This window comes from Microbacterium timonense (assembly GCF_900292075.1).
Classification (GTDB): Bacteria; Actinomycetota; Actinomycetes; order Actinomycetales; family Microbacteriaceae; genus Microbacterium; species Microbacterium timonense.
The window spans coordinates 437,571-464,141 of the sequence record NZ_OLMV01000003.1; the positions used below are offsets into that span (position 1 = coordinate 437,571).

Below are 26,571 nucleotides of genomic sequence, written 5' to 3' on the forward strand. Positions count from 1 at the left end.
CCAGTATGACCGTTGGGGTCCCGATGCCGGGGGGCCGGGAGCTGACCCCAGGACGCGGGAGTTCGCATGGATCTGTCTCCACGGGAGATCGACAAGCTGCTGGTGTATCAGGTCGCGGAGCTCGCTCGGCGTCGCCGGGACCGCGGGACGAAGCTCAACGTGAGCGAGGCGCAGGCGCTGGTGACCGAAGCCATCCTCGAGGGCGCACGCGACGGCAAGACGGTCGCCGAATGCATGGAGCTCGGCAAGACGGTCGTGACCGTCGACGAATGCATGGCCGGCGTGCGCGAGCGCATCACGCTCCTGCAGGTGGAGGCGACGTTCCCCGACGGGACCAAGCTCGTCTCCTGCCACGATCCGATCGGCGGCTGAGTCCGTGCCCGCCGGCTCCGCCGTGCGAGTCATCCTCGTCGGCGGACACGAGAGCGCCGACGGCGCCGACCTCGTGCGCTTCGACGACGTCGCCGAGAACGTGAGCGTGGCCTCCTCCGGCCGAGGGCTGCACAACCTGGTGTCGGGGTTCCTCGATGAGGGCGACACCGTCGTCGTGCTGCCGATGTCTTTCGGCCGGAACCCCACGATGGTGGCCGACACCGCCAAGACGCTCAAGTGGCTCGCGCCGCGGCACCCCGATCGGCTGGCGCTCGCGGCCACGTTCGGGCAGCCCGATCACCTCGTCGCCTGGCTGCGTACGGCGGCGAACCGCGCGCGGGCCGTCGACCCCGACACGACCCTCGTGGTCGTCGCACCGCACTCGAACGTCTTCGACGAGGCCGAGCTGCACCGTCTCGCCTACCTGGTGGCCGCGCACGGCGCATTGCCCGAGGTCGCCGTCGCGATCGCCGATGACGCCGACGAGCTCGCGCGCGCGGTGCGGCGGCAGCGGGTGCTCGGAGCGGCACGCGTCGCCGTGGTCCCCGCCGGTTTCGCACCGAGCCTGCCGACGACGGATGCCGACGACCTGGGTCCGCTCATGAGCGCCTCCGCCGTTGCGCGCGTGGTGCGCACCCGCGTGCGCGACGCGCTCGCCGCGCTCGCGGCCGGGTATGACGGCATCGACGTCGGCCTGGACGCCGACCACGGCCACGGCTACGCCCACTCCCACGCCTTCGAGGAGAGCCAGGGCACCCACTCGCAGCCGCATGGCCACTCCCACCCGCACAGCCACAGCCACAGCCACACGCACACCCACGCCGACGGCACCGTCCACGCCCACGCGCACGACGGCGCCCATGCCCACGCGCACGAGGACGCCGCGCTGGCGCCCGAACACTGAGACGGCAGCCGGAGGAAGGAACACCATGGTCAGCAGGAAGCCGAAGTATCTTCACCGCGACGAGAGCATCGAGATCAACGCCGGCCGTCCGTCCGTGACGCTGCGCGTCACGAACACGGGGGATCGCCCGGTGCAGGTCGGCTCGCACTTCCACTTCTTCGAGGTGAATGCCGCGATGAGGTTCGAGCGCGAGAAGGCGTGGGGCATGCACATGGACATCCCCGCCGGCACCGGGGTGCGGTTCGAGCCCGGCGAGACGAAGGAGATCACGCTCGTCGCGTTCGCCGGCGCACGCCGCGTGGTCGGCTTCAACGGCCTGGTCAACGGCAGCCTCGACGCGGCGCAGACGAAGACGGCGGCGCTCCGCCGCCTCGCCGAACGCGGCTTCCAGGACGGTGAGCCCGCCGCGGGCGCACCGGCCGCCACGCCGACCTCCGACACGCCGACCCCCTCCGACACGCCCGCCGGGTCCGACACGCAGAAGGGCAGCAACTGAGATGGCCGTCATCCCTCGCAAGCAGTACACCGACCTGTTCGGTCCGACGGTCGGCGACAAGGTGCAGCTGGCCGACACCAACCTCGTCATCGAGATCGAGAAGGACTTCGCCGCCGTCAGCTACGGTGACGAGATCGTCTACGGCGGCGGCAAGTCCGCGCGCGACGGCATGGGCGCCGATCCGCTCGCGAGCCAGACGCAGGGCGCGCTCGACCTCGTCATCACCAACGCCGTCGTCATGGATCCCGTGATCGGCATCGTGAAGGGCGACATCGGCGTCAAAGACGGCCTCATCGTCGGCATCGGCAAGTCCGGCAACCCGCAGACGCAGCACGGCGTGGACCCCAAGCTCGTCGTCGGGCCCGGCACCGAGGTGATCGCCGGCGAGCACCTCATCGCGACCGCCGGCGCCATGGACCCGCACGTGCACTTCATCTCCCCGCAGCAGGCCTATGCCGCCCTCTCCAACGGCATCACGACGCTCTTCGGCGGCGGCACCGGTCCCACCGACGGCACGAACGGCACCACCTGCACGCCCGGCGCCTGGAACATCTACCGGATGCTGCAGGCCTGGGACGAGCTGCCGGTCAACGTCGGCATCCACGGCAAGGGCAACGGCTCCCTGCCGCAGGCGCTCATCGAGCAGATCGAGGCGGGCGCGGGCGGCTTGAAGGTCCACGAGGACTGGGGCAGCACGCCGGCGGCCCTCAGCCAGGCGCTGAGCGTGGCGGACGAGTACGACGTGCAGGTCGCGATCCACACCGACAGCCTCAACGAGGCCGGCTTCGTCGAGGACACCATCTCGGCCATCGACGGCCGCACCATCCACACCTTCCACACGGAGGGCGCCGGCGGCGGCCACGCACCCGACATCATCAAGATGGCCGGGCAGAGCAACGTGCTGCCCTCGTCGACGAACCCCACGCTGCCGTACACGGTCAACTCCATCGACGAGCTGCTCGACATGGTGATGGTGTGCCACCACCTGTCGTACGACAGCCCGGAGGATGTCGCGTTCGCCGACTCGCGTGTGCGGGCGGAGACCATCTCGGCCGAGACGGTGCTGCATGACCTCGGCATCATCTCGATGTTCTCGTCGGACTCGCAGGCCATGGGACGCATCGGGGAATCGGTGACGCGCGCGTTCCAGACGGCCCACCACTGCAAGGACAAGCGCGGCAAGCTGCCCGAAGACGCCGAGGGCAACGACAACTTCCGGGTGCTGCGGTACCTCGCGAAGGTGACGATCAACCCGGCGATCGCCCACGGCATCTCGGACTACGTCGGCTCGCTCGAGCCGGGCAAGCTCGCCGACATCGTGCTGTGGCCCATCGACACCTTCGCCGCCAAGCCCAAGATGGTGATCAAGGGAGGCCTCATCAACTGGGCGCTCATGGGCGACCCGAACGCGTCGCTGCCCACGCCGCAGCCGGTGTACTTCCGCCCGATGTTCGGCGCGCTCGGTCAGACACTGCACCAGACGCGCGCCACCTTCGTCTCGAAGGTATCGATCGAGAAGGGTGTTCCCGAGCAGCTCGGGCTGAAGAGCCGCATCCTGCCGGTGACCGGCACCCGCTCCATCGGCAAGGATGACATGGTGCGCAACAACGCCGCGCCGGTGATCGACGTCGACCCCGAGACGTACCAGGTGACGGTGGACGGGGAACCGGCGCACATCGACCCGGCCCAGACGCTGCCGCTGACGCAGCTGTTCTTCCTGGTCTGACGCATGAGCGGACCGCACACGGATTCGCCGGTCGCCCGGCTGCTGGTGAGCCTGCAGCTGAGCGATTCGGCGTTCCCGAGCGGGTTCTACACGATGTCGCACGGCCTGGAGGGCTTCCATCAGGAAGGGCTCGTCGACCGCGGCAGCGTGTTCGCCGTCCTCGAGGACCTGCTGACGGCGAGCATCGGCCCGGGTGACGCCACGGCGCTGGCCCGCGCGCATGACGCGGCGTCCGCTCGCGACTGGGATGCCGTGGCCGCCGTCGACGCGACCCTCTTCGCGTCGAAGCTCAACGCCGAGCTGCGGGTCGCCAGTACGCGCAGCGGACGCCAGCTCGCCGACATCGCCGGCGAGGCGTTCACGGGGAGCCCCGGCGACGCCGACATCGCGACATGGGCGCAGCGGGTGAAGGCCAAGCAGGCGCCGGGGTGTCAGCCGGTCGTCACCGCGGTCTGCTACGCGGCCACGGGCGTGCCGGTGGCCGAAGCGGTGGCGTCGGATCTCTTCGCCTTCACCGTGAGCTTCGTAGGCGCCGCGCTGCGCCTGCGGCTCACCGACCACCGGGGTGCGCAGGTGCTGCTGCGCCGCGCGCAGCCGGTGATCGAGACCGTCACCGCCGACGCGGTCGCCCGGCCGGTGCACGACATCGGGGGCTTCGTGCCCGTCGCCGACATCATGTCGGCCCGTCACGAGCGCGCCGAGGCGCGCCTGTTCACCAGTTGACACCCGCCGGCAGCCGCCGGCACAGACGAGAGGAATCATCCGCATGGGCGACAACGTGCTGCGGGTCGGCATCGGCGGACCCGTCGGGTCGGGGAAGACGGCACTCACCGAGGCGCTCGTGCCGATCTTCCTGGCCGCCGGGCGCACGCCCGGTGTGATCACGAACGACATCTATACGCAGGAGGATGCGCATCACGTGCGACGTGAGCTCGCCGGCATCCTGGATCCCGAGCGCGTGGTCGGCGTCGAGACCGGTGCGTGCCCGCACACGGCCGTGCGCGACGATCCGACGATGAACCTCGCCGCGGGGGAGGAGATGCTCGAGCGCTTCCCCGACATCGACACCCTCATCTACGAGTCCGGCGGCGACAACCTGACGCTCACCTTCTCGCCGTCGCTGGCGGACGTGTTCGTCTTCGTGCTCGACACCTCAGAGGGTGAGAAGATGCCGCGCAAGCGCGGACCGGGCATCACCGAGAGCGACATCCTCGTCATCAACAAGATCGACATCGCCCAGTACGTGCGCACCGACCTCGCTGTCATGGAGCGCGACGCGCACGCCGTGCGCGGTGACCGGCCCGTCGTGCTGACCAACTCGCTCGACGGCACCGGCGTGCAGCAGCTGTTCGAGACGATCATGGCGGTGTGGCACGCCTCGAAGGGCGAGCTGGTCGCGTGAGCACGCTCGCCGCGCCCGTGGCGGATGCCGCGGCCCCCGCCGCGGCGGATCGTCCGCTGTACGGGGGACCGCGGCTGCAGCCTGCGCACTTCGAGCCCGCGAGGGTGCCGGTCGAAGTCGCGCGATACGGCACCGACCCGCACACGCTGCCCGTCGGCAGCCCGGGCAAGGTCGGGGTCCTCGAACTGGAGTTCGCGCTGCGCGGCGCGGGCGATGCTCAGCGCACCGAGCTGGTGCGCCACTTCCAGAAGTCGCCGCTGCAGATCATGCGGCCCCTGTACTACAACCCGGCGCGGCCCGACATGCCGTACACCTACCTGATGACGACGGGTGGCGGCATCCTTCACAACGACCGGCATCGCACCGACCTCGTGTTCGGCGCCGGCACGTCCGCCCACCTCACGACGCAGGCGCACACCAAGGTGTACCGGATGGCGTCGGGCTACGCGACCTCGCTGGTCCATCTCGACATTGCCGAGGGCGCGTATGTCGAATACCTGCCCGACCCGCTGATCCCGTACACCGATGCCCGGTTCTACCAGCGCACAGCGGTGACTCTGCACCCGAAGTCGACCCTGATCCTCGGAGAGACGATCTACGCCGGACGGCTGAGCCGCGGGGAGCGGCACGCCTACGCGGCGCTCGCCAGCGATCTCGAGATCCGGCACCCCAGGCCCGAGGGCACGCCGGTCGCATTCGATCGGGTGCGGCTGGTGCCGCGGGGCGGACGGGTCGCCGGTCCTGGCGTGCTGGGCGGCCGCGACATCGTCTCGAGCCTGTACGTGCTGACGCCGCTCGTGCCCGCCCGAGAGGTCGCCGACGCCCTGCACGCGGTGGTCGAGCGCACCCTGGCCGCGGTGCCGGATCCGGCGGCGCGGGCCGGGGTGAGCGTGCTTCCGCACGACGCCGGGGCGTGGCTGCGCCATGTCGGCGACGACACCGTGACCTCGACGGCGGTGGCGACGGCCGCGGCTGCCGCGATGCACGAGCTCATCACCGGGCGGCCGGCACCGGTGATCCGCAAATAGCGCAGAGCGCGACGAAGCGAGAGGGAGCAGATGAGCGCGGTCACCGCGACACGGACGGGATGGCGGACGTGGACGTTCGGCCTGGTGCGGGGATCGTCGCAGATCTACTTCCAGCAGAACCTCGTCAGCGGCCTCCTCGTGCTCGTCGCGTTCGTTGTCGCGGACTGGCGGATAACGGTGCTCGCACTGCTCGGCGCGATCGGCGGGATGCTGGGCGGCCGGGCGGTCGGCTACACCGGCGGTGACATCGTCACCGGCATGCAGTCCTTCTGCGGCACCCTCGTGGGTGCGGCGGTGTTCGCGGCGCTGGGAGGCGACGCGTGGTGGTCGTACGTCCTGGCGTTCGCCGGGGGACTCGCGACGGGGCCGGTCACGCGCCTCGTCGACGCCCTGTTCACACGCACTGCGCTCACGCGCTATCGGCTGCCGTACACGACGGCACCGTTCGTCATCGTCGCCACCGTGATCACGCTCGCCACGGCGAGTCTCGCCGCGCCGGCCGCGGCATCCCGGCTCCCTGACGACCCGCTGCCGGCGTTCCTGCTGTCGATCCTCACCAACGTGTCGCAGGTGGTGCTGATCGACAATCCGGTCAGCGGGGCGGTGATCCTCCTGGCCCTCTTCGTGGCGAGCTGGCGCGTGGGCCTGGCCGCCGTCATGGGCAGCGTCGTGGGGTCGATCGTGGCGGTGGCGATGGCGGAGCCCTGGAGCGAGATCGCCAACGGGCTCGCGAACTACTCCGGCGTGCTCACCGCCGTCGCGCTGGCCGTCACCTTTCTCAAGAGCTCGCCGGCATCGTGGCTGTACGCGCTGCCGTGGGTGGCGGTGACCGCGGTCGTCACGCTGCTGATGCACCGCGCCGGCATCATCACGTACACGTGGCCGTACATCCTGACGACGTGGGTCGCCCTCGTCGTCGCGTTCTACGTCCGGGGCTGACGCGCACCTCGTGATCGGCGGCCTCCGCACCGCCGTCGTGGTCATGGGTCTGCCGCGTCGTGTGACGCGGGCTCCGGAAGAGCAGCTGCAGCCGGCCGTCACCCGCGTGCACCTGCTCCACTCCGATCCCGTAGACGGGCTCGAGCACGACGGGGTCCAGCACCTCCTCGACCCTCCCCGCCGCGACGACCTGCCCGCGACTGAGCAGCACCACGCGGTCGCAGTACCGCGCGGCGAGGTTCAGGTCGTGGAGCACCACGATCGTCGTGACGGCGAGCTCGCGCACCAGAGCCAGCACCTCGTGCTGGAAGTGGATGTCGAGGTGATTGGTCGGCTCGTCCATCAGCAGGTGCGTCGCCTGCTGGGCCAGCGCCCGGGCGATGAGCACCCGCTGGCGCTCGCCGCCCGAGAGCTCATCAAGCTCACGGCCGGCCAGATGCTCGGCTCCGACCCGGCGCAGCGCGTCAGCGGCGATGTCGACATCACCACGGGTGACGCGCTGCAGCGGTCCGAGGTGCGGGCTTCGGCCGAGCATCACCACGTCGGCGACCGAGAGCGGAAGCTCCCCGGGCGGTTCCTGGGCCACGACCGCGAGCGAGCGCGCGAGCTGCCGAGGGCGAAAGGACCCGATGGGTGCCTCGTCGACCGTGATGTCGCCCTCCGCCGGCGTGAGGGCCCGGTAGAGCGTGCGCAGCAGGGTGGTCTTGCCGCTGCCGTTGGGGCCGATCAGGCCGACGACCTCACCGGGGTGCGCCTCGAGGGCGACGGAGCGGAGCACGTCGGCACCGCCGAAGCTGTGGCTGACGCCCTCCGCCGCGATCACGACCCGTCCCCGAAGCGTTCGACGATGTGCTCCAGGCCCGTGACCGAGAGCGGAGTGGGGGGCTCGGTGAAGTTGAACAGCTGTGCCATCACGTCGCCGTCCCGATACGCGCGCAGTGCCTCGGCGCCGGGCAGGTTTGCGAGTTCGGCGAGCACCACCTTCTCCTCGCCCGCGGTGTCACCCGCGTGCTGGGCATCGGGCTGGTAGAGGAGGATCAGCACGTCGGGATCCCGCGCGATGAGCTCCTCGATGCTCACCTCGAACACGCGGTCGGCGGTGTCGGCGAAGACATTCTCGAACCCCGCCGCCTCCAGCTGCGGCTGCGCCATCGACGCGCGGCCGTACGCGTACAACGGGCCGCCCCCGACCGACGGGTACAGCACCGCAGCCGTGCGGGCCGGGGCATCCGCCGTCGCGTCCTGCACCGCCCTCACGCGGGCCTGCAGGTCATCGATGAGGTCCGCGGCCTGGCGGTTGCGGTCGAAGATCCGCCCGTAGGTCTCGATCTGCTCGTAGAGGGTGTCGAACGAGGTGTCGCCCACGCCGTTCGGACAGTACACGGGCTGGATCAGGGTCGCGGCGCCGCCGTCGCGCAACGCCTCCCGCGTGATGCCCTGCGGTAGGCCGAGGGCCAGATCGGGCTCGTATGCGAGCACGACTTCGGCCGACATGGTGAGGTGGCCCGAGGCATCGATGTCGTCGGAGAGCACCGGGATGTCGTCGATCCGCTGCGCGAGGTCGGCGTCGTAGTACTCCGAGGGGAAGGAGCCGGCCCGCGCGACGACACGGTCGAGCACCCCCAGCCCGTCGAGGATCGTCACCGGCGCGCTCTCGAGCAGCATCACCTGTTGCGGTGGGGCGTCGAACACGACCGGCTCGCCGCAGTTGGTCACCGTGAGCGGATAGCTGGTGGATGCCCCGGATGCCGGGGGTGCCTGCTCACCGGCATTCGCCGTGCCCGCGCATCCGGTGCAGGCGAGGGCGGCGAGGATGAGGGCGGTGACGGACGAGTGGCGGACGGCGTTCACGAGGGGCGTTCTCCTGGGTTCAGCGGTGCCGGGCGTACATGCGGCGGACGAGGATGAGCAGGAAGGGCGCTCCGACGAGCGCCGTCAGGATGCCGATGGGCAGCTCGCGCGGCTGCATGATCGTGCGGGCGAGCGCGTCGGCCCACACCAGGAAGAGCGAGCCGAGGAGTGCGGTCACCGGCAGCATGCGGGCATGGACCGAGCCGACGAGGCGACGCGCGAGGTGGGGGATCACCAGCCCGACGAACCCGATGGCGCCGGCGGCCGCGACGACCGCACCGGTACACAGCGACACCAGAACGAGCAGGCCCACCCGGGCGCGATCGGGCGATACGCCGAGGGTGTGCGCCGTCTCGTCGCCTGCGGCGATCGCGTCGAGGTTGCGGCCGCTGACGAGGAGCAGGGCGAACGTCGCCACCACGACCACGAGGACGATGGCGAGCACCGCGTCCCAGCGGGCGAGTGCGAGAGACCCGAGCAGCCAGAACATCACCGACCGCGAACCCTCGGCCGAATCCGACGCGAAGATGAGGAAGCTCGTCGCCGCCGAAAGCGCATACCCGACAGCCACGCCCGACAGCAGCAGGCGCAGGGACGTCACGCCGCCACCGGAGCGCGCGATGAAGAAGACGAGGAGCGATGCGGCCAGCGCGCCCACGAAGGCGCTCGCCGGAAGGGCGTACGCGCCGAACCCCGCGCCGAGTCCGAACAGGATGGCCCCCGCTGCCCCCGTCGAGGCGCCGCCCGAGATGCCGAGGACGTACGGGTCGGCCAGGGCGTTGCGGGTCATCGCCTGCAGCGCCGCCCCGCACATCGCCAGGCCCGCGCCGACGCCGACGCCGAGCAGCACGCGAGGCACACGCACGTTCCATACGATCGCGTCATCGGCCGGGGTCTGCGTGACGGAAGCGGGAAGGCCGAAGAGGTGGTCGAGCACCACCTGAACGACCGTGCCCGGCGCGATCGGCACCGGCCCGATCCCGACCGTGATCGCCATGGAGGCGAGGAGTGCGACGGTCAGCGCGCCGGTCCACGCGGCGGCACGGCGCCGCGCGTGCCGCGCAGCGCGTGCGACGGGCGCGGCCGAGCCGGCGGTCGCCGTCGCGGCACCCTCGGTCGTGGACGTCACGGCAGCTCCCCCCGGATCGGCGCCGTAGTTGCGACGGTATCGCATCTGGGGAGGGCGGCGGGAGACATTTCGCTCGATCCGCGGGCCTGTGGCCCGGCGGAGTTCGCCTCGATGCGTGCGGGTGGCACGATGAGTGCCATGACCACGAGCGGGCGCCACGATCACGACGATCTGCACGCCCACGCGGCGGGGGAGGCGGTGCGCGCGGCCGTCGCGCTGCTGCGGGAGCGCGGCGCCCGGGTGACCGCGCCCCGGCGCGCGGTGATCGAGGCGCTCGCGGGGCGGGCGGACCTCCTCACCGCCGACGAGGTCGCGGCGCTCGTCGGCGGAGATGACGTGCACCGTGCCACGGTCTACCGCACGCTCGACATGCTGGCCGGCGCGGGCGTCGTGGCGCACCGGCATGTCGCGGGCGGGGCGACGCGCTACCACCTCGCGGCGACGGCCGAGGGCGCCGAGCACCTGCACGGCCACTGCACGCGGTGCGGGGCGATCGTCGTGCTCCACGCCGACGCGTTCGCGGACGCGGTCGAGCAGCTGCGCGTCGACAGCGGCTTCCGCCTGCAGATCGAGCGCAGCACCCTCGTCGGCCTGTGCGCCGATTGCGCCTCACTCCTCCCGCCGGCCGCCTAGCGACGCTGCGCGACTCCGGCGCTCCGGGCAATCGCGACTCCGGCGCTCCGGGCAACCCTGCCCGCCGCACGGTCCAAGCCCCCTGGTTCAGGAACGCAACGGACCGATGGGAAGCCGGCGCTCGCCGAAGTCGGCGATGGTGTAGCGGCCGCAGGCGACGAGGTCGGCATCCGCCATCGCCACGCCCGCCGGCAGCTCGAAGGCGGGTGACTGCGCGTCCATCACCAGGAACGACAGCTCGCCCGCGGTGAAGTCGTCGCGGTCGACGAGCCAGGCGTACCCGCGCAGACGGTGGTCTACCTGCACGAGTCCGCGCGGATCGGCGAGATGCGCCTTGGGCAGCCGCACCGTCCAGAACTGGCCGCCGCCGATGCGGCCCGACCGCTCGGCCCAATCGACCACGCAGCGCAGGTCGGCATCGGGCGCGTCCGCCGCGGCCGCGATGCGCGGGATGCCGAGACCGAGGGCGGCCGCCAGCACCGCGAGCGTGGCGACGGCCGCGACACCGAACCGGAACACGGGCAGCCGCGGCACCAGCATCGGCACGATGACGAGGCCGAGCAGCGGTGCGAAGACGGCCGGCTGCACATAGCGCGCCGCGTGCGTTCCCAGGGCGAGGGCACCGAGCACCACCACGACAGGCATCACCCACCCGCAGGCAGCGACGACCGCGGCGCCCACGTCGCGCCGATGCGCGAGCAGCACGGTGGCGGCCAGGCACCAGCCCCACAGCACCACGACGGCGATGACGGATGCCGCTCCCCACGGCGCGTTCCAGCGCTCTGCGAGAAGCGCGCCGTAGTAGTCGAGTGACGCGAGCCACTGCGTCGGGTCGGCATAGCCGGCGCCGGTGTTCGCGATGAGCCGGGCCAGCGGCATCCGTCCCACGAAGCCGATGATCGTACCCGCCACGAGCCCGCCCGCCAGCCACCGTGCCCGCCACCCCGCGAGGCCGAGCACGAGCACGAGGGGCACCGTCGCCCATGCGGCGAACAGCGGATTCGTGACGACGGATGCCGCGGCCACCAGGCCCATCCCCGCCACCCAGCCCCACGGCACGCCGTTCGTTCCCAGCCCCGAGGCCCCGGGCGTTCGGGTGTCACTCTCTGCCGTTTCCGGGCCGCCGTTACCGCGTGTCGTGACCCCTGAATCGCCCGTGCGTGCGCCGCCGACAACCCCGCCGGCGTCGAGGGCACGGCGGGCGATACCCACCACGAGCACCGTGCCGAGAACGGTCGCGCTGTAGTACGTCGTGGTCGTGAGAAGCGACGCGAGTTCGAGGGCATCCCGCGAGGGGGACCACTCGGATGCCGCGAGCAGCGCGTACGTCGTCAGCGCCGTCAGGGCACCGGCGATGGGTGCGCGACCTCGAGCGGGCGATCCCGCCGCGAGACGCAGCGCGCCATAGAGCGCGACGATGTTCACGATGCCGGCCAGCACCAGCGTGCTGTTCACCCCGAGCCCGAGCAGCGACAGCAGCCACAGGACGGCCGTTTCGGGGAGGAAGAGCACTGACGACAGCGCCCAGTCCTGCGGCTGACCGGCGGCGATCGAGTGGACGATCAGCGTCGTGACGAGCGAGTCGCCGTCGCGGAACAGCAGCTCCGAGCGGGGCGAGGAGGAGACGGCGGCCACCACGGCCAGCCCGATTCCGATCGCGGCGGCGACGCCCAGCAGCTCGCGCGTCCACCGGGGCACCGGGGCAGGCGCCCCGCCCCGCACGACATCCCCCATCACCCCTTCACTCTCGCACGACGCCCGCCGGCGGCATCCCGGGCGAAGGCGCGCCGGTAGGATGGATTCCGACACCCCGATCGCCAGAGCCCCGCGGCCCGTCTCGACCCGCGCAGGCTGACGACCCCGAGGAGGCCCGAATGCTCCTCGTGCTCGGCGCGTTCGCGGTGGTTCCACTGCTGCTGCCGTGGCTCGTGGGACGCATCGGCGCGCGGGCGTTCTACGTCGCCGCGATCCTCCCGATCGCCGGGTTCGTCCAGGCCGCCGTCCTCACGCCGAACGTCGCGTCCGGCGATATTCCCTTCGAGTCATACGCCTGGATCCCGCCGCTGGGCATCGACCTCTCGATGCGCATGGACACGCTGTCGTGGCTCATGACACTCGTCGTCACCGGCGTCGGCGCCCTCGTGATGATCTACTGCCGCTGGTACTTCCGCGGGAAGACCGACAACCTCGGGCAGTTCGCCGCCGTGCTGCTCGCGTTCGCCGGCGCGATGTACGGGCTCGTCCTCACCGACGATCTCGTCGTGCTCGTGATGTTCTGGGAGGTCACGAGCGTGCTCTCGTACCTCCTCATCGGGTACTACAACAAACGCGCATCCAGCCGCCGCGCGGCTCTGCAGGCGCTGCTGGTCACGACGCTCGGCGGCCTGGTCATGCTCATCGGTGTTGTGCTGCTGGTCGTCGACGCGGGCACCTCGAGCATCTCGGAGATCCTCTCCGAAGCCCCGGCCGGTCCCGTCGTCGACGCTGCTCTGGTCATGATCCTCGTCGGTGCGCTGAGCAAGTCGGCCATCTTCCCCTTCCACTTCTGGCTTCCCGGTGCCATGGCAGCGCCCACGCCGGTGAGCGCCTACCTGCACGCGGCGGCGATGGTGAAGGCGGGCATCTACCTCATCGCGCGCCTCGCCCCGGTGTTCGCGATCGCGCCACCGTGGCGTCCGATCGTCATCGCCCTCGGCGTCTTCACGATGCTCCTCGGCGGATTCCAGGCGTTGCGTGAGACCGACCTGAAGCGCGTGCTCGCCTTCGGCACCGTGAGCCAGCTCGGCATGCTGACGGTCGTGCTCGGATTCGGGACGCGGGATGCCGCGCTCGCAGGCCTCGCGCTGCTGCTGAGCCATGCGCTCTTCAAGTCGGCCCTGTTCCTCGTGGTCGGCGTCATCGACCGCCAGCTCTCCACCCGCGACCTGACCGAGCTGTCGGGGGTGGGGCGCCAGGCCCCGGTGATGATGACCTTCTCGATCATCGCGGTCGCCTCGATGGTCGGCATCATCCCCACCATCGGCTTCGTGGCCAAAGAGGGCGCGCTCGCCGCGCTCTGGTATGAGGCGCTGGGTGGCTCGGTGTGGGGGGCCGTCGCACTGGTGGGGATCGCCATGGGTTCCGTGCTCACGGCGGCCTACGGCATCCGGTTCCTGTGGGGTGCGTTCGCAATCAAGCGCACCGCTGCGGGCGAGCGTATGCCCGATACGGAATGGCCCGACCCGCCGATCGGGTTCCTCGTGGCGCCGATCGTGCTGTCGACCCTCACGGTCGTCGCCGGCGTCTTCGCGCCGTGGCTCGACAAGGTGTTCGCGCCGTACGCCGACGAGGCTCCGGTCGCCACGCCGGGTATCGCCCCGCCCGAGCATTCGGCGCACCTCGCCCTCTGGCACGGTCTCGAACCGGCGCTCTGGATCTCGCTGGCGACGATCGTCCTCGGCGTGCTGGTGTTCTGGCTCACGCGCACGTGGCGACCCGCGAAGCGTCTGCTGCCCTTCACCGCCGCCGATGCCTACAACGGCACGCTGCGGGTGATCGCCCGCCTGTCGGTGGTGACCACGAGTCTCACCCAGCGCGGCTCACTGCCCGTCTACGTCGGCACGATCTTCGTGGTGTTCGTCGCCGCCGAGGCGACGGCGCTCATCGCCAGCGACGAGTGGCGCAGTCAGCTCGACGCCTACCAGACCCCCATGCAGCTGTTCGTCGCGCCGCTGATGATCGCCGCGGGCCTCATCGCCATCCGTGCCCGCAAGCGCTACACGGGCGTGGTGCTGGTCTCGGTCACGGGCCTCGGCATGGTGCTGCTCTTCGCGACGAGCGGCGCGCCGGACCTGGCGCTGACGCAGATCCTCGTCGAGACCGTCACGCTGGTGGCGTTCGCGCTCGTGCTGCGGCGCATCCCGTCCCGGCTCGGCGAGCACAACGCCTCGGTGTGGCCCGTAGCGCGGGCCGTGCTCGGCGGCGCCGTCGGCATCACGATGGCGCTCGTCGCGATGGTCGCCACGAGCGCGCGCGTGGAGAAGCCGATCTCGGAGCGTTTTCCCGAATTGGCATACGAGCTCGGCCACGGCAAGAATGTGGTGAATGTGGCCCTCGTCGACCTGCGCGGCTGGGACACCATGGGCGAGCTGTCGGTGCTGATCCTCGCGGCGACGGGCGTGGCATCGCTCGTGTTCGTCACCCACCGTGCCGACACGCTGTCACGCTTCATCGCCCCCCTCCCGGCAGGTGCGACGCGCGCGCGACGGCCCCTCGTCGAGACGTCCGACGGACTCAAGCAGCACGGCGACGTGCGCGGCTCGGGACGCATGGCCTGGCTCATCGGCGGTCAGCGGGTGCGACCCGAGAACCGCTCGATCATGCTCGAGGTGATCGTGCGGATCCTCTTCCACACCATCATCATCGTGTCGCTTTACCTCCTCTTCGCCGGCCACAACCTGCCCGGGGGCGGGTTCGCCGGGGGGCTCGTCGCGGGCATGGCGCTGGTCATGCGGTACGTCGCGGGCGGCCGGTACGAGCTGGGCGCGGCGGCGCCGACCGACGCCGGCCGGCTCCTGGGCGCCGGCATGACGATCGCGGTCGCCTGCGCCATCGTGCCGCTGTTCTTCGGGGCGGCACCGCTGACGAGCACGTTCTTCGAGTGGGACCTGCCGGTGATCGGCCACGGTGAGTTCGTCACCTCCACGCTGTTCGACGTGGGCGTGTATCTCGTGGTGATCGGCCTGGTGCTCGACGTGCTGCGCAGCCTGGGTGCCGAGGTGGACCGCCAGGCGCAGGCCCAGCGAGAGGCCGGGCAGCCGAACGCGACACCGAGGGTGGACGTGTCATGAGCGTCTCGTTCGTCCTCATCATCGTCATGGCCGTGCTCTTCGCGTGCGGCGTCTACGCCATGCTCGAGCGCAGTCTCACCCGCGTGCTCATCGGGTTCCTGCTGCTGGGCAATGCCACGAATCTGCTGCTGCTCATCGTCATGGGGGCGCCCGGTGTCGCCCCGTTCTTCGGCGACGCGACCGGCGAGGGCGGAACCGACGGGATGTCCGACCCACTGCCGCAGGCGCTCACCCTCACCGCCATCGTCATCACGTTCGCCGTCTCGGCCTTCCTCCTCGCTCTGATCTATCGCTCGTGGCAGCTCGGCCAGGCCGACACGGTGTCGGATGACGAGGCCGACATCGAGGTGCGCGAGCGCGGCCCCGCGGACGAAGACACGATGGACGAAGAGACCGAGATCGAGCACACCGACGACGACGCCACGACGGACTTCGTCGGCACGGACACGGCGCCGATCATGATCCTCGGTGCGCGCGACTTCGCCGGTCTGCGCGACGATGCCCCGGTCGACCGTCCGGCCCGGCGCGTCACCGACGCCGCGCGCGATACGGATGCCGCCGGCAAAGGCGACCCGGATGCCGCGGACCGACGTGACGGAGGTGACGGCGCATGATCCAGATCGCACCGGCGCTCGTTCCCCTGCTCGTCACGCTGCCGCTGCTGGGAGCAGCGATCGCGCTCATCGCCGGCCGGCACCGCAAGACGCAGGTCGGCGTCTCGGTGGTCACGCTGACCGCGGTGCTCGTGATCGCCGCCATCCTGCTCTACGTCGTCGACGTCGGAGACAAGCCCATCGCCGTGTCGGTGGGCGGGTGGCCGATCCCGTTCGGCATCGTCCTGTACGTCGACCGGCTGTCGGCGCTGCTCGTCGTGGTGTCGAGCGTGGTGCTGCTGGCCGTCCTTCTCTTCTCGATCGGGCAGGGCGCCGCAGACGGCGACGACGACACCCCGGTCTCGATCTTCCACCCGTCGTACCTGATCCTGGGCGCCGGGATCTTCAACGCGTTCATCGCCGGCGACCTCTTCAACCTGTACGTCGGGTTCGAGATCCTCCTGGTTGCGTCGTATGTGCTGATCACGCTCGGCTCGACCGAGTCGCGCATCCGCACCGGCGTCGTCTACATCGTGGTGTCGCTGGTCTCGTCGATCCTGTTCCTCGCGTCGATCGCCATGATCTACGGCGCGCTCGGCACGGTCAACATGGTGCAGGTCTCCGAGCGCATGGGGGAGCTGCCGCAGCAGACCCAGCTGATCCTGCACCTCATGCTGCTGCTCGCGTTCAGCATCAAAGCCGCCGTCTTCCCGCTCTCGTTCTGGCTGCCGGACTCGTACCCCACCGCGCCCGCGCCGGTCACGGCGGTGTTCGCGGGCCTGCTGACCAAGGTCGGCGTCTACGCGATCATCCGCACCGAGACCGAGCTCTTCCTCGACAACGACGTCAACCAGCTGCTCATGTGGGTGGCGTTGGCGACGATGATCGTGGGGGTGCTCGGCGCGGTCGCGCAGGCCGAGCTCAAACGCATCCTGTCGTTCACGCTCGTCAGCCATATCGGCTACATGATCTTCGGGCTCGCGATCGCGACGCCCGCCGCGATCGGAGCGACGATCTACTACATGGTCCACCACATCGTGGTGCAGACGACGCTCTTCCTGGCGGTCGGGCTGGTGGAGCGCCGCGCCGGTTCGACCTCGATCCTGCGCGTCAAGGGGCTGATGAAGGCGGCCCCGGTGATCGCGGTGCTCTACTTCATCCCGGCGATCAACCTCGGGGGGCTGCCGCCCTTCTCCGGGTTCATCGGCAAGTTCGCGCTCTTCGACGCTGCAGCGCAGGTGGGCACCCCGGTCATGATGGTGCTGATCGTGGGCGGCATCGTGACGAGCCTGCTCACCCTGTACGCGCTCATGCGCGCGTGGAACCTCTCCTTCTGGCGCGAGGACGAGGATTCGGCCGAGACCGAGGCGCGCATCTCATACCTCGGGTCGGCACCCGCCGCGGCCGTCGAGACCGAGCGCCGTGCCATCCCGAAGATCATGACGGCGGCCACGACGGGCATGGTCGCGGTGACGGTGGCGCTGACGGTCTTCGCCGGACCGCTCTACGACGTCTGCACCCGCATCGGTGAGGCGCTGCTGCAGCCGGTCTCGCTCACGCAGCTCGTCGATGACGCCCAGGGAACGGAGAAGGCGCCGTGAGCGGCGACATCCGCGTGAACCGCGCCCGGCGCGCGGCGGTGATCGTGTGGCGCCAGCTGCCGTTCTTCGTCTGGCTCATCGCGCTGTGGATGTTGCTGTGGGGCCAATTCACGTGGCTCGCCTTCCTCACCGGGCTCATCGCCGCCCTCGTCGTGACCCGGATCTTCCGACTGCCTCCGGTTGAGCTGTCGGGCCGCGTCAACCTCTGGTGGGGCTTCGTCTTCGTCGTGGAGTTCATCTTCGCCGTCGTTCGCGGTTCCCTCACCGTCGCGTGGCAGGTGCTGGACTTCCGGCGGCAGCCGGGGACCGCGATCATCGCGGTGCCGCTGCGCACCGATGACGACCTGATCATGACGCACACCGCCGTCACGGCATCCCTCATCCCTGGCTCACTGATCGTCGAGACGGACCGCGATCGCCGCATCTTGTACCTGCACATCATCGGGGTGCGAAACGACGCCGACGTCGAGAAGCAGCGCGCGAGCGTCTATCACTGGGAGGAGCGCATCGTCCGCGCCGTGGGTTCGCGCGCCCAGTTGCAGACGATTCGCGAGGATGCCGCGGCTCGCCGCCGTCCCCCGGTCGTTGAGCAACCGAAGCCCCCGGTCGTTGAGCAACCGAAGCCCCCGGTCGTTGAGCGAGCGAAGCCCCCGGTCGCCGGGCAACCGAAGCCCCCGGTCGTTGAGCGAGCGAAGCGAGACGAAACGCCCGGAGGCACCCCATGAACGTGCTCCTGATCGTCATCTACGTCGTCTTCGCGGTCGCCGCGCTGATCACCCTGTGGCGCATCGTGATCGGCCCGTCGATCCTCGACCGGGCCGTGGCATCCGACGTGCTCCTCACCGAGGTGATGTGCGTGCTCGGTGCCGAGATGGCGATCAACCATCACACCCGCACGTTGCCGGTGCTGCTGATCATCGCGGCCGTCGGCGTGTTCGGCTCGATCTCGATCGCGCGGTTCGTCGCGAGAAGGGATCAGGACCAATGAACGTCGCGCTCGACATCGCCGCCCTCATCCTCATCCTGCTCGGTGCCCTGCTGTGCTTGACCGCCGCGATCGGCGTGCTGCGGTTCCGCGACGTGCCGAGCCGGCTGCACGCGGCCACCAAGCCGCAGGTTCTCGGGCTCATCCTGATCTGCCTCGCCATCGCGCTGTCGCTGCGGTCGTGGCCGGTCGTGGCTTTCCTCGTGCCCGTCGTGCTCATCCAGCTGGCGACCGCGCCGCTGTCGGCGCATATGGTCGGCCGTCAGGCCTACCGCAACGGCACGATCGACGAGACCGGCCTTCATGTCGATGAGTTGGCCGAGTCCAAGCGCACCCCTCCAGCCGCCGGCGGCTGACCCCGCCGCCCCCCTCCGGTCGTTGAGCGAGCGCAGCGAGACGAAACGCGCCTGCGCTCTCGCCCCTCGGTCGTTGAGCGAGCGCAGCGAGACGAAACGCCCCCTCGCTCTCGCCCCCCGGTCGTTGAGCGAGCGAAGCGAGCCGAAACGCGCCTGCGCTATCGCCCTCCCGGTCGTTGAGCGAGCGAAGCGAGACGAAACGCGGCCCCGCCCCACCGGACGAACCGGGCACCCCCCTGGCGCGCCGGACTTCGCGGCCCTATCGTGACCATTGCGTCGGGCACCTGGACGCACCCCTCGCCGGCAGCGTCGCCCGTCGCGGCGGCGCCTTGTGATTGGAAGCCGCAATGCCAGATAGCACGCCCACCATCGTCCTCGTCCACGGCGCCTGGGCCGACTCCTCGAGTTGGAACGCCGTCATCCCGTCCCTTCAGTCGGACGGCTACACCGTGCTCGCTCCGCCGAACGAACTCCGGGGCCTGACGAGCGATGCCGCGTACATCGCCTCCTTCCTCACTCACCGCACGTCGGGTGCCGTGGTGCTCGTCGGCCATTCGTACGGTGGCGCGGTCATCACCAACGCCGGTCTGTCCGGCGATGTCCGCGCACTCGTCTACATCGACGCGTTCATCCCGGATGAGGGCGAGACCGTCCTCGGCATCCTCGAGGGATCGGGTTCGGCGCTCGCTGTGGCGGACCCCACGACCGTGCTCGATCTGGCCGGATATCCCGGCGCGCCCGAGGGCGCCGCCGATGCGTGGCTGAAGCCCGAGGTCGTGCACACGTCGTTCGCACAGGACCTGCCCGAGCGTGACCGGTGGCTCATCGCCGCGACACAGCGCCCGGCATCCATCGTCGCGAACGTCACCCCATCGGGCCCCGCGGCGTGGAAGTCGATTCCGAGCTGGGCGGTGCTGGGCACCGAAGACAGGGTCATTCCGATCGACACGAAACGTCGCATGGCCGAGCGCGCGGGCTCGACGGTGGCCGAGGTGGAGGCCTCGCACGTGTCGATGATCTCGCACCCGCAGGTCACGCTCGACGCGATCCGCGCCGCCGTCGCGGCAATCTGATCTCGGCCGACGCGCCCATTTCCGCACCGGTCAATGCGGTCGACGGGCCGCGCGTCGAGTGACCTGATCGTCTCGCAGGAACACGGCGGCGTACACGACACCGACAAGCAGCGCGACGCCGACAAAGAGAAGGGTGCCGTTCGTCGTCGCGACGGCAGAGCCGGTGATGATGCCCGCGATGGTCAGGCACGCACCGGCGAGCAGCAGAACACACACCAGCGTGCGTGCCGCGATCACCACATAGCGCCGCCGTGACACCATGCGGCGAGTCTCGCAGGAGATCGGCGCGGACGAAAGGCCAGAGCTCGCCGTCAGCGGCAGAAGGGTGTCCACCGGGCCCAGTACGCGCGTGTCCGATGAGACGACAGGTCAGTGTCGTGCCCGCCGGCCACCCGCCAGGATGGCGCAGGAACTGAGCGCGAGCAGCGGGATGACCCACAGAGCGGCGTCCGTGTAGCCCTGCTCTTGTGGCAGAACCTCTCCGTTCGGCGTCGCTGTGGCGAGGAGGAACCCCGCCACGGCGCTGCCGATGCTGAACCCCACCGTGCGGACGATCTGATTGATCGACAGGACGCTGGATGTCTCGTGCTGGGGCACGCCGTCGAGTACCAGTCTGGGCATGATCGCGGACGCCCCGCCGACCCCGAACCCGAGGATGGCCATCGACCCGAGAGTCGTGAGGAGCGAGTCTGGAACGACAGCGAAGAGGACCGCGGCGGTGATGACGCACGCGGTGTAGATCACGAAGGTCCATCGGGCGGACACGAGCCCGCTCAGCCAGTTGGTGAGGCGGCCGGCGATGAAGCCGAGCACAGAGAACGGGATGAGCGCGGCGCCTGCAAGCACTTCAGGGAGCCCGAAGCCGTACCCGGCGTCGGCGGGCGTCTGAACATACCGGGTGAGGAGTGAGAAGAGCAGGTACATGCCGATTCCCGCGGTGAGCATGGCCACGTTCGCACGCAGGACGCCGCCGGCCGCGAGGAGCCTGAGGTCGACCAGTGCTGCAGGCACCCGCAGCTCCAGCCATACCCAGGCGCTCAAGGCGAGGACAGCGACGACCAGGATCGTCGCCCCGGCCCAGGGAAGGTCCCAGACCGACGGTTGGGCTACCGCCACGAGTACGCCGAGGATTCCGATGCCGAGGAGGATGGCGCCCGGAACGTCGATCCGCGCACTCGGGCGGGGCTGGTCCGCCGGGAGGACGCGCCAGGCGAGAAGGACCGCCGCAGCGGAGAGCAGGAACCCGACCGTATAGGCGGCGCGCAAGCCGACGACCTGGTCGATCAGACCCATGAGCGGGTACGCAACCCCGATTCCCACCGTCCCCGCGACAGAGACGGTCCCGATCGTGACGTGCGCGCGGTCGGCGGGCAGATGGTCGCGTGCGACGCTCATGAGCAACGCGATCGTCCCGAGCCCGAGACCCTGGAGCGCACGTCCGATCAGCAGCATTCCGAAGGGCAGCGGGATGGCGGTAAGCAGGCCGCCGCCCGCAACCAGAGCAAGGGTGATCAGGATCGCGGCCCGGCGGTGAGGGCCGGTGCCGAGCCGACCGAGGACGGGCGCGGAGACCGCGCCCGCGAACAATGTGATGGTGAGGGTCCATTGGGCGGACTCCAGCGGCACGTCGAGATCCAGGGCGACCGAGGTGATAAGAGGGGCGCCGACGCCGCCGATGACCGCGCCGAGGAACGCGACCGTGACGAGCGCCGGGCCGAGGCCCCGCACGGGCGCGGTGCTGGTCGCCGTCTCGCTCAGCGGTTCGTCTCCGCGGTGATGTGTGCGAACAGCCCGGCGCTGATCGGAGTCCGGAGTCCCTCAGCCCACGCCTCGGTCACATCATCGACACTCAGCGCGGCGCCGGCGTTCAGTAGCATCCCGAACCCCAGGAACGACTTCACCGTGATGGGCTCGAGCTCGGTCGCCTGCGCGACCACCTCCCACATCGCAGAGAAGCTGGCGCGCACGGCATCCCTGACTTCCACATCGCCGCACGCCGCGAACCCCTGCAACTGCAGCAGCAGCGAGGTCCGGTCTTCCAGCAACTCGTAGTACTGGCGCCCCATCGCTGAGAGCGCATCGAGCCCGGTCTTGCCTGCGGCGGCATCTCGCATGGCGTCCGTGAGCCGGTCGAATGCAGCGCGCACCAGCTCGAGGAACAGCGCCTTCTTGGTGCGGAACATTCGGAAGACGTACGCCTGCGTGATGCCGGCGGCCCGGGCGATCGCTTCGGTCGAGGCCCCGTGCAAGCCGTGCGCGGCGAACTCCTCTGCGGCGAACTCCAACACCTGCGAGCGTCGCTCGACGCCACTCATACGGCTGCGCACACCGCTATGTTACTGGTTAATAACTACTAATGAAGCACCCTGCTCAGGGGGATGCCACGGCACCCTCGCGCGGCGGCGACGGCGTCGCGACGATGGAGGTGAACGCCGCCCCGAGTGATTCGGCGACCGCGGTCGGCTCGCCGAGGTAGCCGCTCACCATGCCGCCGTCCCGCAGCAGCATGAGCTGGCGCGCAGCAGCCTGCGCATCCTCGGCTCCACTCTCGGCCGCGATTCCGGCGAAGTAGTCGAACATCCAGGAGCGGTGCGCGTCCACGGCGATCCGGACGGGGTCGTCGGCGTCAGAGAACTCCGCCGCCGCGTTGATGAACGCGCACCCGCGGAATCCAGGGCGACAGCTCGCCTCTCCGATGCCCGTCGCGAGAGCCCGCAGCGTACCGACCGGATCGTCGGCGCGGTGGATGCTCTGCATCCAGCCCCGCTCGGCATCCGCCTGCTCGGTGAGATACGCGACGACCAGATCGGCCTTGCTGCGGAAGTGGCGGTAGAACGTCACTTTCGTGATGCCGACCTGGTCGATGATGCGGTCGGCACTGACGGCGCGGATGCCGTGTGCGTAGAAGAGGTCGCTGGCTGCAGCCAGGATGCGGGCCCGCGTCTCGGACCCGGATCCGCGTCGCGGGGAAGGTGTCGCCTCAGCAGCCATGGACGCCGTCCTCTCGCGTCGATGTTGTCCGATCGGGCATGTGTAGTCTAGAGTCCTCCACGTAGACGTACTAGTAACTCTACATCGCAATGACCAATCGAAGGACTTCCACATGACCACGTCCACCACTTCCAAACCGGGACTCGGCACCGCCCTGAGACGGATCTACTTGACCCGCGCCGCCTTCGCCGTCATCTGGGCGGTGGTGCTGTTCCTGACTGCTCCCGCGCCGAACCCGCTGCTGACCGTCCTGCTGGTGCTGTACCCGCTCGTCGACGCGGGCGCGGTGTTCCTCCAGATCCGCGCCGAAGGGCAGGCACGCGGACCCCGACCGGCCGAGCTCGGCAATGTGGTCCTGAGCGTGCTGGCAGCGATCGCGCTGGGGTGGGCTTCGACCATCTCCGCCGCCGCAGTGCTCGTCGCCTGGGGAGTGTGGGCGATCGTGTCAGGTCTTGCGCAGCTGATCGCCGCAATCCTGCGCCGCAGCTCGGGCGGTCAGGTGCCGCTCATGATCAGCGGCGCGATCTCCGTGCTCGCCGGCGCCGCGTTCGCCACGCAGGGCCTGCAGGGCGGAACTGTCGTCGTGGGCGTCGGCGGCTACGCGATCCTCGGCGGCATCTTCTTCCTCGTCGCCGGCATCCGGCTCAGCATCCTCCAGCGGAAGGCATCATGAACGACCTCGACTCGCGTTACGACTACGACCTGATCGTCGTCGGCGCCGGACCCGTCGGCGAGAACGTCGCGGACTACGCCACCAAGCGCGGCATCCGCGCCGCGATCGTCGAATCCGAACTCGTCGGCGGCGAATGCTCGTACTGGGCGTGCATGCCGTCGAAGGCGCTGTTGCGCAGCGGTCACGCGCTGCGTGCCGCCCAGCGCGTCGGCGGGGCCCGCGAGGCGCTCGGCGGACGGATCGACGCCGACGCCGTACTGGCCCGGCGCTCCGCCTTCACCGACCAGTGGAAGGATGACGGACAGGTCGCCTGGCTGGAATCCGCCGGCATCGACCTGATCCGCGGGCATGCGCGGCTCGCCGGCCCCCACCGGGTGAGCGTCGGCGACCGCACCTTCACGGCGAAGGCCGTGGCGCTGGCGACCGGCTCTGTTCCGTTCCTGCCGCCGGTTCCGGGACTGGATGCTGCGAACCCGTGGGGAACGCGAGAGGCGACGTCCGCCGATCACGTTCCGCCGCGGCTCGTCGTCGTCGGCGGTGGCGTGGCCGGTACCGAGCTCGCTCTCGCGTTCTCCTCGCTGGGATCGCACGTGACGTTGCTCTCCCGGGGTGCGCTGCTCGAGCAGGAGGAACCGTTCGTCGGCGAGTACCTCGCGGCGTCACTGGCTGCGGAGGGAGTGGACGTGCGCCTCGGCGCGACGCCCGCGCGCGTGGACCGCGACACGAACGGCGTCGTCAGCGTGCAGCTCGCCGATGGCACCGTGCTGCAGGCGGAAGAGATCCTCGTCTCCACCGGTCGGCGACCGAACACGAGCGACGTCGGCCTCGAAACCGTGGGTCTCACGCCAGGCGCCGCCCTCACCGTCGACGACACCATGCTGGTGGTAGGCACCGACTGGCTCTACGGCGTCGGTGACGTCAACGGTCGCGCCCTGCTCACACACCAGGGCAAGTACCAAGCGCGTGCCGCCGGTGAGGCGATCGCGGCGCGGCTGCAGGGCACCACGCTGAGTGACGGGTCATGGGGATGGCACGCCGCAACGGCCGACCACCGTGCGGTCCCCCACGTGGTCTTCACCGACCCCGAGGTGGCCAGCGTGGGTCTGACCGAGGCGCGCGCTCGGGCCGTCGGCCTGAATGTGCGCGCGGTCGAGTACGACCTCGGCTGGGTCAGCGGCGCCAAGCTCCACGCCGACGGGTACAGCGGGCGCGCCAAGCTCGTCGTCGACGAGGACCGGCAGATCGTGGTCGGTGCGACCTTCGTCGGTCAAGACGTCGCCGAGCTTCTGCACTCAGCGACCATCGCGATCGTGGGCGAGGTGCCGATCGAGCGACTCTGGCACGCGGTGCCGTCGTATCCCACGATCAGTGAGATCTGGCTGCGACTGCTCGAGACGTACGGGCGGCCCGAAGCGGTCATTGCGACGGCATCGGAGGGAAGGGACCTCCTCACGGTCAGCTGACGCTCTCGCAGGGGGCTCCGCGGGATCACCGACTCCCACCTCCGGCAGCTTCTGCCTCCACACCACTTCCACTTCCCACCATTTGAACGAAAGCGAACCACCCATGCCCACCAAGATCACCCTCATCTTCGACAACCCCGCCGACCCGTCCGCGTTCGAGACGGTCTACCCCGAGATCGCCGAGCTCGCACGACAGCTGCCCGACCTGCGTCGTGTCGAAGAGGCCAAGGTCTGGCCCAAGGAGGACGGCACGCTGACCCCGGCTCACCGCACGCTCGATCTGTACTTCGACAGCTACGAGGCGGCATCCGCGGCGGTGGCGAGTCCGATCGCCGGTGCCTTCTTCGAACGGGTTCTGAGCACCGGCACGCCCTTCACCGGGCTGTTCTCCGACATCAAGACCGACTGACGCGGGCTACGCTGCGGGAGTCGCGTGCGGGGAGGGCGCAGCCGTCGATTCCCGCACGATCAACTCGGGAGTGACCACCACGTGCGCCGCGCCCTCGCCCGTTCGCACCACCTCGTGCAACGCCTCGAACGCGCGCCGTCCGAGGGCTGCGAAGTCCATGCGAGCGGTCGTGAGAGGGGGAGCGAAGTACCGCGCCTCGGGCATGTCGTCGATCCCAACCAGCGAGAAATCGCCCGGTGCGGAGTAGCCGCGACTGCGCGCCGCCGCCGAGAAGCCGAGCGCCAGTTCGTCGTCCGCGGCGAAGACCGCGGTGAAAGATGCGAAATCAGCCCTCAGGCCGGCCTCGTACCCGGCGGCGCCGGTCCAATCGCCGCCGACGATGACCGGCAGCACCGTCCCGCCCGCGGTGGCCATCGCGTCGTAGTAGGCGCGTTCCCGCTCTTGCGACTCGGCGCTGTCGCGGGGTCCCGCGAGGAACGCGATGCGGGAGTGGCCGAGCTCCAGCAGATGGTCCATGACCAACCGTCCGGCGGCGTACGAGTCGGCGCCCGCCGTCCCGGTACCGGGGACCGGGCGCCCGGTCACAGCGACGATCGGCACCTCGTCGCGCACCGTCTGCTGCAGCAGCGACTCGAGGCCGTCGATGCGAGCGGTGATGACGACCCCGTCGACGCGCATCGACAGAAACCGCTCGAGGATGCGTTTCGCGTCGGCGGGCTGTGAGTCGTTCACGTCCAGGTGCGCCGTGATCAACGTGACGTCGGCGGCGTGCGCGCCGGCGCTGAGCCCGGCCAGCGTCTCGGCTGCGCCGTAATTCAGCGGAGCGGACGTGAGGACGCCGACCGTGTCGGAGCGGCCGTTCTGAAGTCCGCGGGCCAGGCGGTTCGGGCGATAGCCCAGCGCGTCGATCGCCTGCTGGATGCGCTCGCCGGCGTCAGCCCCGACGTAGGACGCCCCCGTCAGGAACCGCGACACGGTCTGTGCCGATACGCCGGCCAGGCGCCCTACGTCATTGAGGGTCGGGCGACCGGCGGCGGTGCCCCGGCGGGCTGCTGGTGGCATGGTGGCCTCCTCGGCGATGCTCTGGACCCGATGTTATCGATTCCAGACGTGAAGCG

28 protein-coding genes are annotated in these 26,571 nt (G+C 70.1%); 19 read left to right on the top strand and 9 right to left on the bottom strand.

Annotated elements, in window-relative coordinates:
* Positions 1–66 precede the first annotated feature (66 nt).
* From C9992_RS11255 to C9992_RS11290, 8 genes are read left to right on the top strand one after another with little or no spacing between them, the layout of a single operon-like run.
* A complete protein-coding gene (locus tag C9992_RS11255; RefSeq protein ID WP_106815669.1) occupies positions 67–372 on the top strand; it encodes an urease subunit gamma in 306 nt (101 codons plus the stop codon).
* Positions 373–376: 4 nt separating this feature from the next.
* Positions 377–1,276, top strand: a complete 900-nt coding sequence (locus tag C9992_RS11260; RefSeq protein ID WP_106815670.1) for a PLP-dependent aminotransferase family protein — start codon at positions 377–379, stop codon at positions 1,274–1,276.
* Positions 1,277–1,301: 25 nt separating this feature from the next.
* Complete coding sequence (locus C9992_RS18495; RefSeq protein WP_106815671.1) at positions 1,302–1,772, top strand: urease subunit beta; 471 nt, start codon at positions 1,302–1,304, stop codon at positions 1,770–1,772.
* 1 nt (position 1,773) lies between these two features.
* A complete protein-coding gene (gene ureC / locus C9992_RS11270) occupies positions 1,774–3,498 on the top strand; it encodes an urease subunit alpha (RefSeq protein ID WP_106815672.1) in 1,725 nt (574 codons plus the stop codon).
* Between the two features lie 3 nt (positions 3,499–3,501).
* Complete coding sequence (locus C9992_RS11275) at positions 3,502–4,221, top strand: urease accessory protein UreF (RefSeq protein WP_106815673.1); 720 nt, start codon at positions 3,502–3,504, stop codon at positions 4,219–4,221.
* Positions 4,222–4,264: 43 nt separating this feature from the next.
* Positions 4,265–4,900 (top strand): urease accessory protein UreG, encoded by a 636-nt coding sequence (gene ureG, locus C9992_RS11280; RefSeq protein WP_106815674.1) that lies wholly within the window; start codon positions 4,265–4,267, stop codon positions 4,898–4,900.
* Positions 4,897–5,928, top strand: coding sequence for an urease accessory protein UreD (locus tag C9992_RS11285; protein ID WP_200826292.1), 1,032 nt, complete (start codon positions 4,897–4,899; stop codon positions 5,926–5,928). The genes ureG and C9992_RS11285 overlap by 4 nt, the downstream gene beginning before the upstream one ends.
* A 30-nt stretch (positions 5,929–5,958) precedes the next feature.
* Positions 5,959–6,867 (top strand): urea transporter, encoded by a 909-nt coding sequence (locus C9992_RS11290; RefSeq protein WP_106815675.1) that lies wholly within the window; start codon positions 5,959–5,961, stop codon positions 6,865–6,867.
* On the opposite strand, the gene C9992_RS11295 is transcribed toward C9992_RS11290, so the two are convergent.
* The 3 genes from C9992_RS11295 to C9992_RS11305 are packed head-to-tail and all read right to left on the bottom strand — an operon-like array spanning position 6,797 to position 9,847.
* Positions 6,797–7,690, bottom strand: a complete 894-nt coding sequence (locus tag C9992_RS11295) for an ABC transporter ATP-binding protein (RefSeq protein ID WP_106815676.1) — start codon at positions 7,688–7,690, stop codon at positions 6,797–6,799. The two genes, C9992_RS11290 and C9992_RS11295, sit on opposite strands and share 71 nt — an antisense overlap.
* Complete coding sequence (locus C9992_RS11300; RefSeq protein WP_106815677.1) at positions 7,687–8,718, bottom strand: ABC transporter substrate-binding protein; 1,032 nt, start codon at positions 8,716–8,718, stop codon at positions 7,687–7,689. The genes C9992_RS11295 and C9992_RS11300 overlap by 4 nt, the downstream gene beginning before the upstream one ends.
* A gap of 19 nt (positions 8,719–8,737) precedes the next feature.
* Positions 8,738–9,847, bottom strand: a complete 1,110-nt coding sequence (locus tag C9992_RS11305) for a FecCD family ABC transporter permease (protein ID WP_235008196.1) — start codon at positions 9,845–9,847, stop codon at positions 8,738–8,740.
* Positions 9,848–9,985: 138 nt separating this feature from the next.
* Between C9992_RS11305 and C9992_RS11310 the strand changes: the two genes are divergently transcribed.
* Complete coding sequence (locus tag C9992_RS11310) at positions 9,986–10,480, top strand: Fur family transcriptional regulator (protein WP_160150873.1); 495 nt, start codon at positions 9,986–9,988, stop codon at positions 10,478–10,480.
* Positions 10,481–10,567: 87 nt separating this feature from the next.
* On the opposite strand, the gene C9992_RS11315 is transcribed toward C9992_RS11310, so the two are convergent.
* Entirely contained in the window at positions 10,568–12,214 is a 1,647-nt protein-coding gene (locus C9992_RS11315) for a hypothetical protein (protein ID WP_200826317.1), read from the bottom strand.
* Between the two features lie 140 nt (positions 12,215–12,354).
* Between C9992_RS11315 and C9992_RS11320 the strand changes: the two genes are divergently transcribed.
* The 7 genes from C9992_RS11320 to C9992_RS11350 all read left to right on the top strand — a co-directional run bounded on the left by C9992_RS11320 (position 12,355) and on the right by C9992_RS11350 (position 19,917).
* Positions 12,355–15,309 (top strand): Na+/H+ antiporter subunit A, encoded by a 2,955-nt coding sequence (locus C9992_RS11320; protein WP_106815680.1) that lies wholly within the window; start codon positions 12,355–12,357, stop codon positions 15,307–15,309.
* Positions 15,306–15,923 carry a Na(+)/H(+) antiporter subunit C gene (locus tag C9992_RS11325; protein ID WP_106815681.1) on the top strand — a complete coding sequence of 206 codons (618 nt, stop codon included), beginning with the start codon at positions 15,306–15,308 and terminating at the stop codon, positions 15,921–15,923. Before C9992_RS11320 ends, C9992_RS11325 begins: the two co-directional genes overlap by 4 nt.
* Entirely contained in the window at positions 15,920–17,503 is a 1,584-nt protein-coding gene (locus tag C9992_RS11330) for a Na+/H+ antiporter subunit D (protein WP_106815682.1), read from the top strand. The genes C9992_RS11325 and C9992_RS11330 overlap by 4 nt, the downstream gene beginning before the upstream one ends.
* Positions 17,500–18,228, top strand: a complete 729-nt coding sequence (locus C9992_RS11335; RefSeq protein WP_106815683.1) for a Na+/H+ antiporter subunit E — start codon at positions 17,500–17,502, stop codon at positions 18,226–18,228. Before C9992_RS11330 ends, C9992_RS11335 begins: the two co-directional genes overlap by 4 nt.
* Positions 18,225–18,491, top strand: coding sequence for a monovalent cation/H+ antiporter complex subunit F (locus C9992_RS11340; protein WP_106815684.1), 267 nt, complete (start codon positions 18,225–18,227; stop codon positions 18,489–18,491). The genes C9992_RS11335 and C9992_RS11340 overlap by 4 nt, the downstream gene beginning before the upstream one ends.
* Entirely contained in the window at positions 18,488–18,844 is a 357-nt protein-coding gene (mnhG, locus tag C9992_RS11345) for a monovalent cation/H(+) antiporter subunit G (RefSeq protein ID WP_106815685.1), read from the top strand. The genes C9992_RS11340 and mnhG overlap by 4 nt, the downstream gene beginning before the upstream one ends.
* Positions 18,845–19,191: 347 nt before the next feature.
* Positions 19,192–19,917 (top strand): alpha/beta fold hydrolase, encoded by a 726-nt coding sequence (locus tag C9992_RS11350; RefSeq protein ID WP_106815686.1) that lies wholly within the window; start codon positions 19,192–19,194, stop codon positions 19,915–19,917.
* Between the two features lie 30 nt (positions 19,918–19,947).
* On the opposite strand, the gene C9992_RS11355 is transcribed toward C9992_RS11350, so the two are convergent.
* Genes C9992_RS11355 through C9992_RS11370 form a run of 4 tightly spaced genes read right to left on the bottom strand, consistent with a single transcriptional unit; the run spans position 19,948 to position 22,908 of the window.
* A complete protein-coding gene (locus tag C9992_RS11355; RefSeq protein ID WP_146145321.1) occupies positions 19,948–20,250 on the bottom strand; it encodes a hypothetical protein in 303 nt (100 codons plus the stop codon).
* Positions 20,251–20,286: 36 nt separating this feature from the next.
* A complete protein-coding gene (locus tag C9992_RS11360; protein ID WP_106815688.1) occupies positions 20,287–21,645 on the bottom strand; it encodes an MFS transporter in 1,359 nt (452 codons plus the stop codon).
* A 26-nt stretch (positions 21,646–21,671) separates the two neighbouring features.
* Positions 21,672–22,244 carry a TetR/AcrR family transcriptional regulator gene (locus C9992_RS11365; RefSeq protein WP_235008197.1) on the bottom strand — a complete coding sequence of 191 codons (573 nt, stop codon included), beginning with the start codon at positions 22,242–22,244 and terminating at the stop codon, positions 21,672–21,674.
* 43 nt (positions 22,245–22,287) lie between these two features.
* A complete protein-coding gene (locus C9992_RS11370) occupies positions 22,288–22,908 on the bottom strand; it encodes a TetR/AcrR family transcriptional regulator (protein WP_106815690.1) in 621 nt (206 codons plus the stop codon).
* Positions 22,909–23,020: 112 nt separating this feature from the next.
* Here C9992_RS11370 and C9992_RS11375 point away from each other — a divergent pair, with 112 nt between their 5' ends.
* From C9992_RS11375 to C9992_RS11385, 3 genes are all read left to right on the top strand, one after another.
* Entirely contained in the window at positions 23,021–23,581 is a 561-nt protein-coding gene (locus tag C9992_RS11375; protein ID WP_106815691.1) for a DUF308 domain-containing protein, read from the top strand.
* Positions 23,578–25,044: a dihydrolipoyl dehydrogenase family protein gene (locus tag C9992_RS11380; RefSeq protein WP_106815692.1), complete on the top strand. Its 1,467-nt coding sequence runs from the start codon at positions 23,578–23,580 to the stop codon at positions 25,042–25,044. The genes C9992_RS11375 and C9992_RS11380 overlap by 4 nt, the downstream gene beginning before the upstream one ends.
* Before the next feature lie 103 nt (positions 25,045–25,147).
* Positions 25,148–25,453 carry an EthD family reductase gene (locus C9992_RS11385; RefSeq protein WP_106815693.1) on the top strand — a complete coding sequence of 102 codons (306 nt, stop codon included), beginning with the start codon at positions 25,148–25,150 and terminating at the stop codon, positions 25,451–25,453.
* 6 nt (positions 25,454–25,459) lie between these two features.
* Here the strand turns inward: C9992_RS11385 and C9992_RS11390 are convergent, their stop codons facing one another.
* On the bottom strand, positions 25,460–26,515 hold the full coding sequence (locus C9992_RS11390) for a LacI family DNA-binding transcriptional regulator (RefSeq protein WP_106815694.1): 1,056 nt from the start codon (positions 26,513–26,515) through the stop codon (positions 25,460–25,462).
* Between the last annotated feature and the right edge of the window lie 56 nt (positions 26,516–26,571).

Coding starts and splice junctions, on each gene's coding strand:
- C9992_RS11255 (WP_106815669.1), top strand. CDS start 67: ATGGATCTGTCTCCACGGGAGATCGACAAGCTGCTGGTGTATCAGGTC.
- C9992_RS18495 (WP_106815671.1), top strand. CDS start 1,302: ATGGTCAGCAGGAAGCCGAAGTATCTTCACCGCGACGAGAGCATCGAG.
- ureC (WP_106815672.1), top strand. CDS start 1,774: ATGGCCGTCATCCCTCGCAAGCAGTACACCGACCTGTTCGGTCCGACG.
- C9992_RS11275 (WP_106815673.1), top strand. CDS start 3,502: ATGAGCGGACCGCACACGGATTCGCCGGTCGCCCGGCTGCTGGTGAGC.
- ureG (WP_106815674.1), top strand. CDS start 4,265: ATGGGCGACAACGTGCTGCGGGTCGGCATCGGCGGACCCGTCGGGTCG.
- C9992_RS11290 (WP_106815675.1), top strand. CDS start 5,959: ATGAGCGCGGTCACCGCGACACGGACGGGATGGCGGACGTGGACGTTC.
- C9992_RS11310 (WP_160150873.1), top strand. CDS start 9,986: ATGACCACGAGCGGGCGCCACGATCACGACGATCTGCACGCCCACGCG.
- C9992_RS11315 (WP_200826317.1), bottom strand. CDS start 12,214: ATGGGGGATGTCGTGCGGGGCGGGGCGCCTGCCCCGGTGCCCCGGTGG.
- C9992_RS11320 (WP_106815680.1), top strand. CDS start 12,355: ATGCTCCTCGTGCTCGGCGCGTTCGCGGTGGTTCCACTGCTGCTGCCG.
- C9992_RS11325 (WP_106815681.1), top strand. CDS start 15,306: ATGAGCGTCTCGTTCGTCCTCATCATCGTCATGGCCGTGCTCTTCGCG.
- C9992_RS11330 (WP_106815682.1), top strand. CDS start 15,920: ATGATCCAGATCGCACCGGCGCTCGTTCCCCTGCTCGTCACGCTGCCG.
- C9992_RS11340 (WP_106815684.1), top strand. CDS start 18,225: ATGAACGTGCTCCTGATCGTCATCTACGTCGTCTTCGCGGTCGCCGCG.
- mnhG (WP_106815685.1), top strand. CDS start 18,488: ATGAACGTCGCGCTCGACATCGCCGCCCTCATCCTCATCCTGCTCGGT.
- C9992_RS11350 (WP_106815686.1), top strand. CDS start 19,192: ATGCCAGATAGCACGCCCACCATCGTCCTCGTCCACGGCGCCTGGGCC.
- C9992_RS11370 (WP_106815690.1), bottom strand. CDS start 22,908: ATGGCTGCTGAGGCGACACCTTCCCCGCGACGCGGATCCGGGTCCGAG.
- C9992_RS11375 (WP_106815691.1), top strand. CDS start 23,021: ATGACCACGTCCACCACTTCCAAACCGGGACTCGGCACCGCCCTGAGA.
- C9992_RS11380 (WP_106815692.1), top strand. CDS start 23,578: ATGAACGACCTCGACTCGCGTTACGACTACGACCTGATCGTCGTCGGC.
- C9992_RS11385 (WP_106815693.1), top strand. CDS start 25,148: ATGCCCACCAAGATCACCCTCATCTTCGACAACCCCGCCGACCCGTCC.
- C9992_RS11390 (WP_106815694.1), bottom strand. CDS start 26,515: ATGCCACCAGCAGCCCGCCGGGGCACCGCCGCCGGTCGCCCGACCCTC.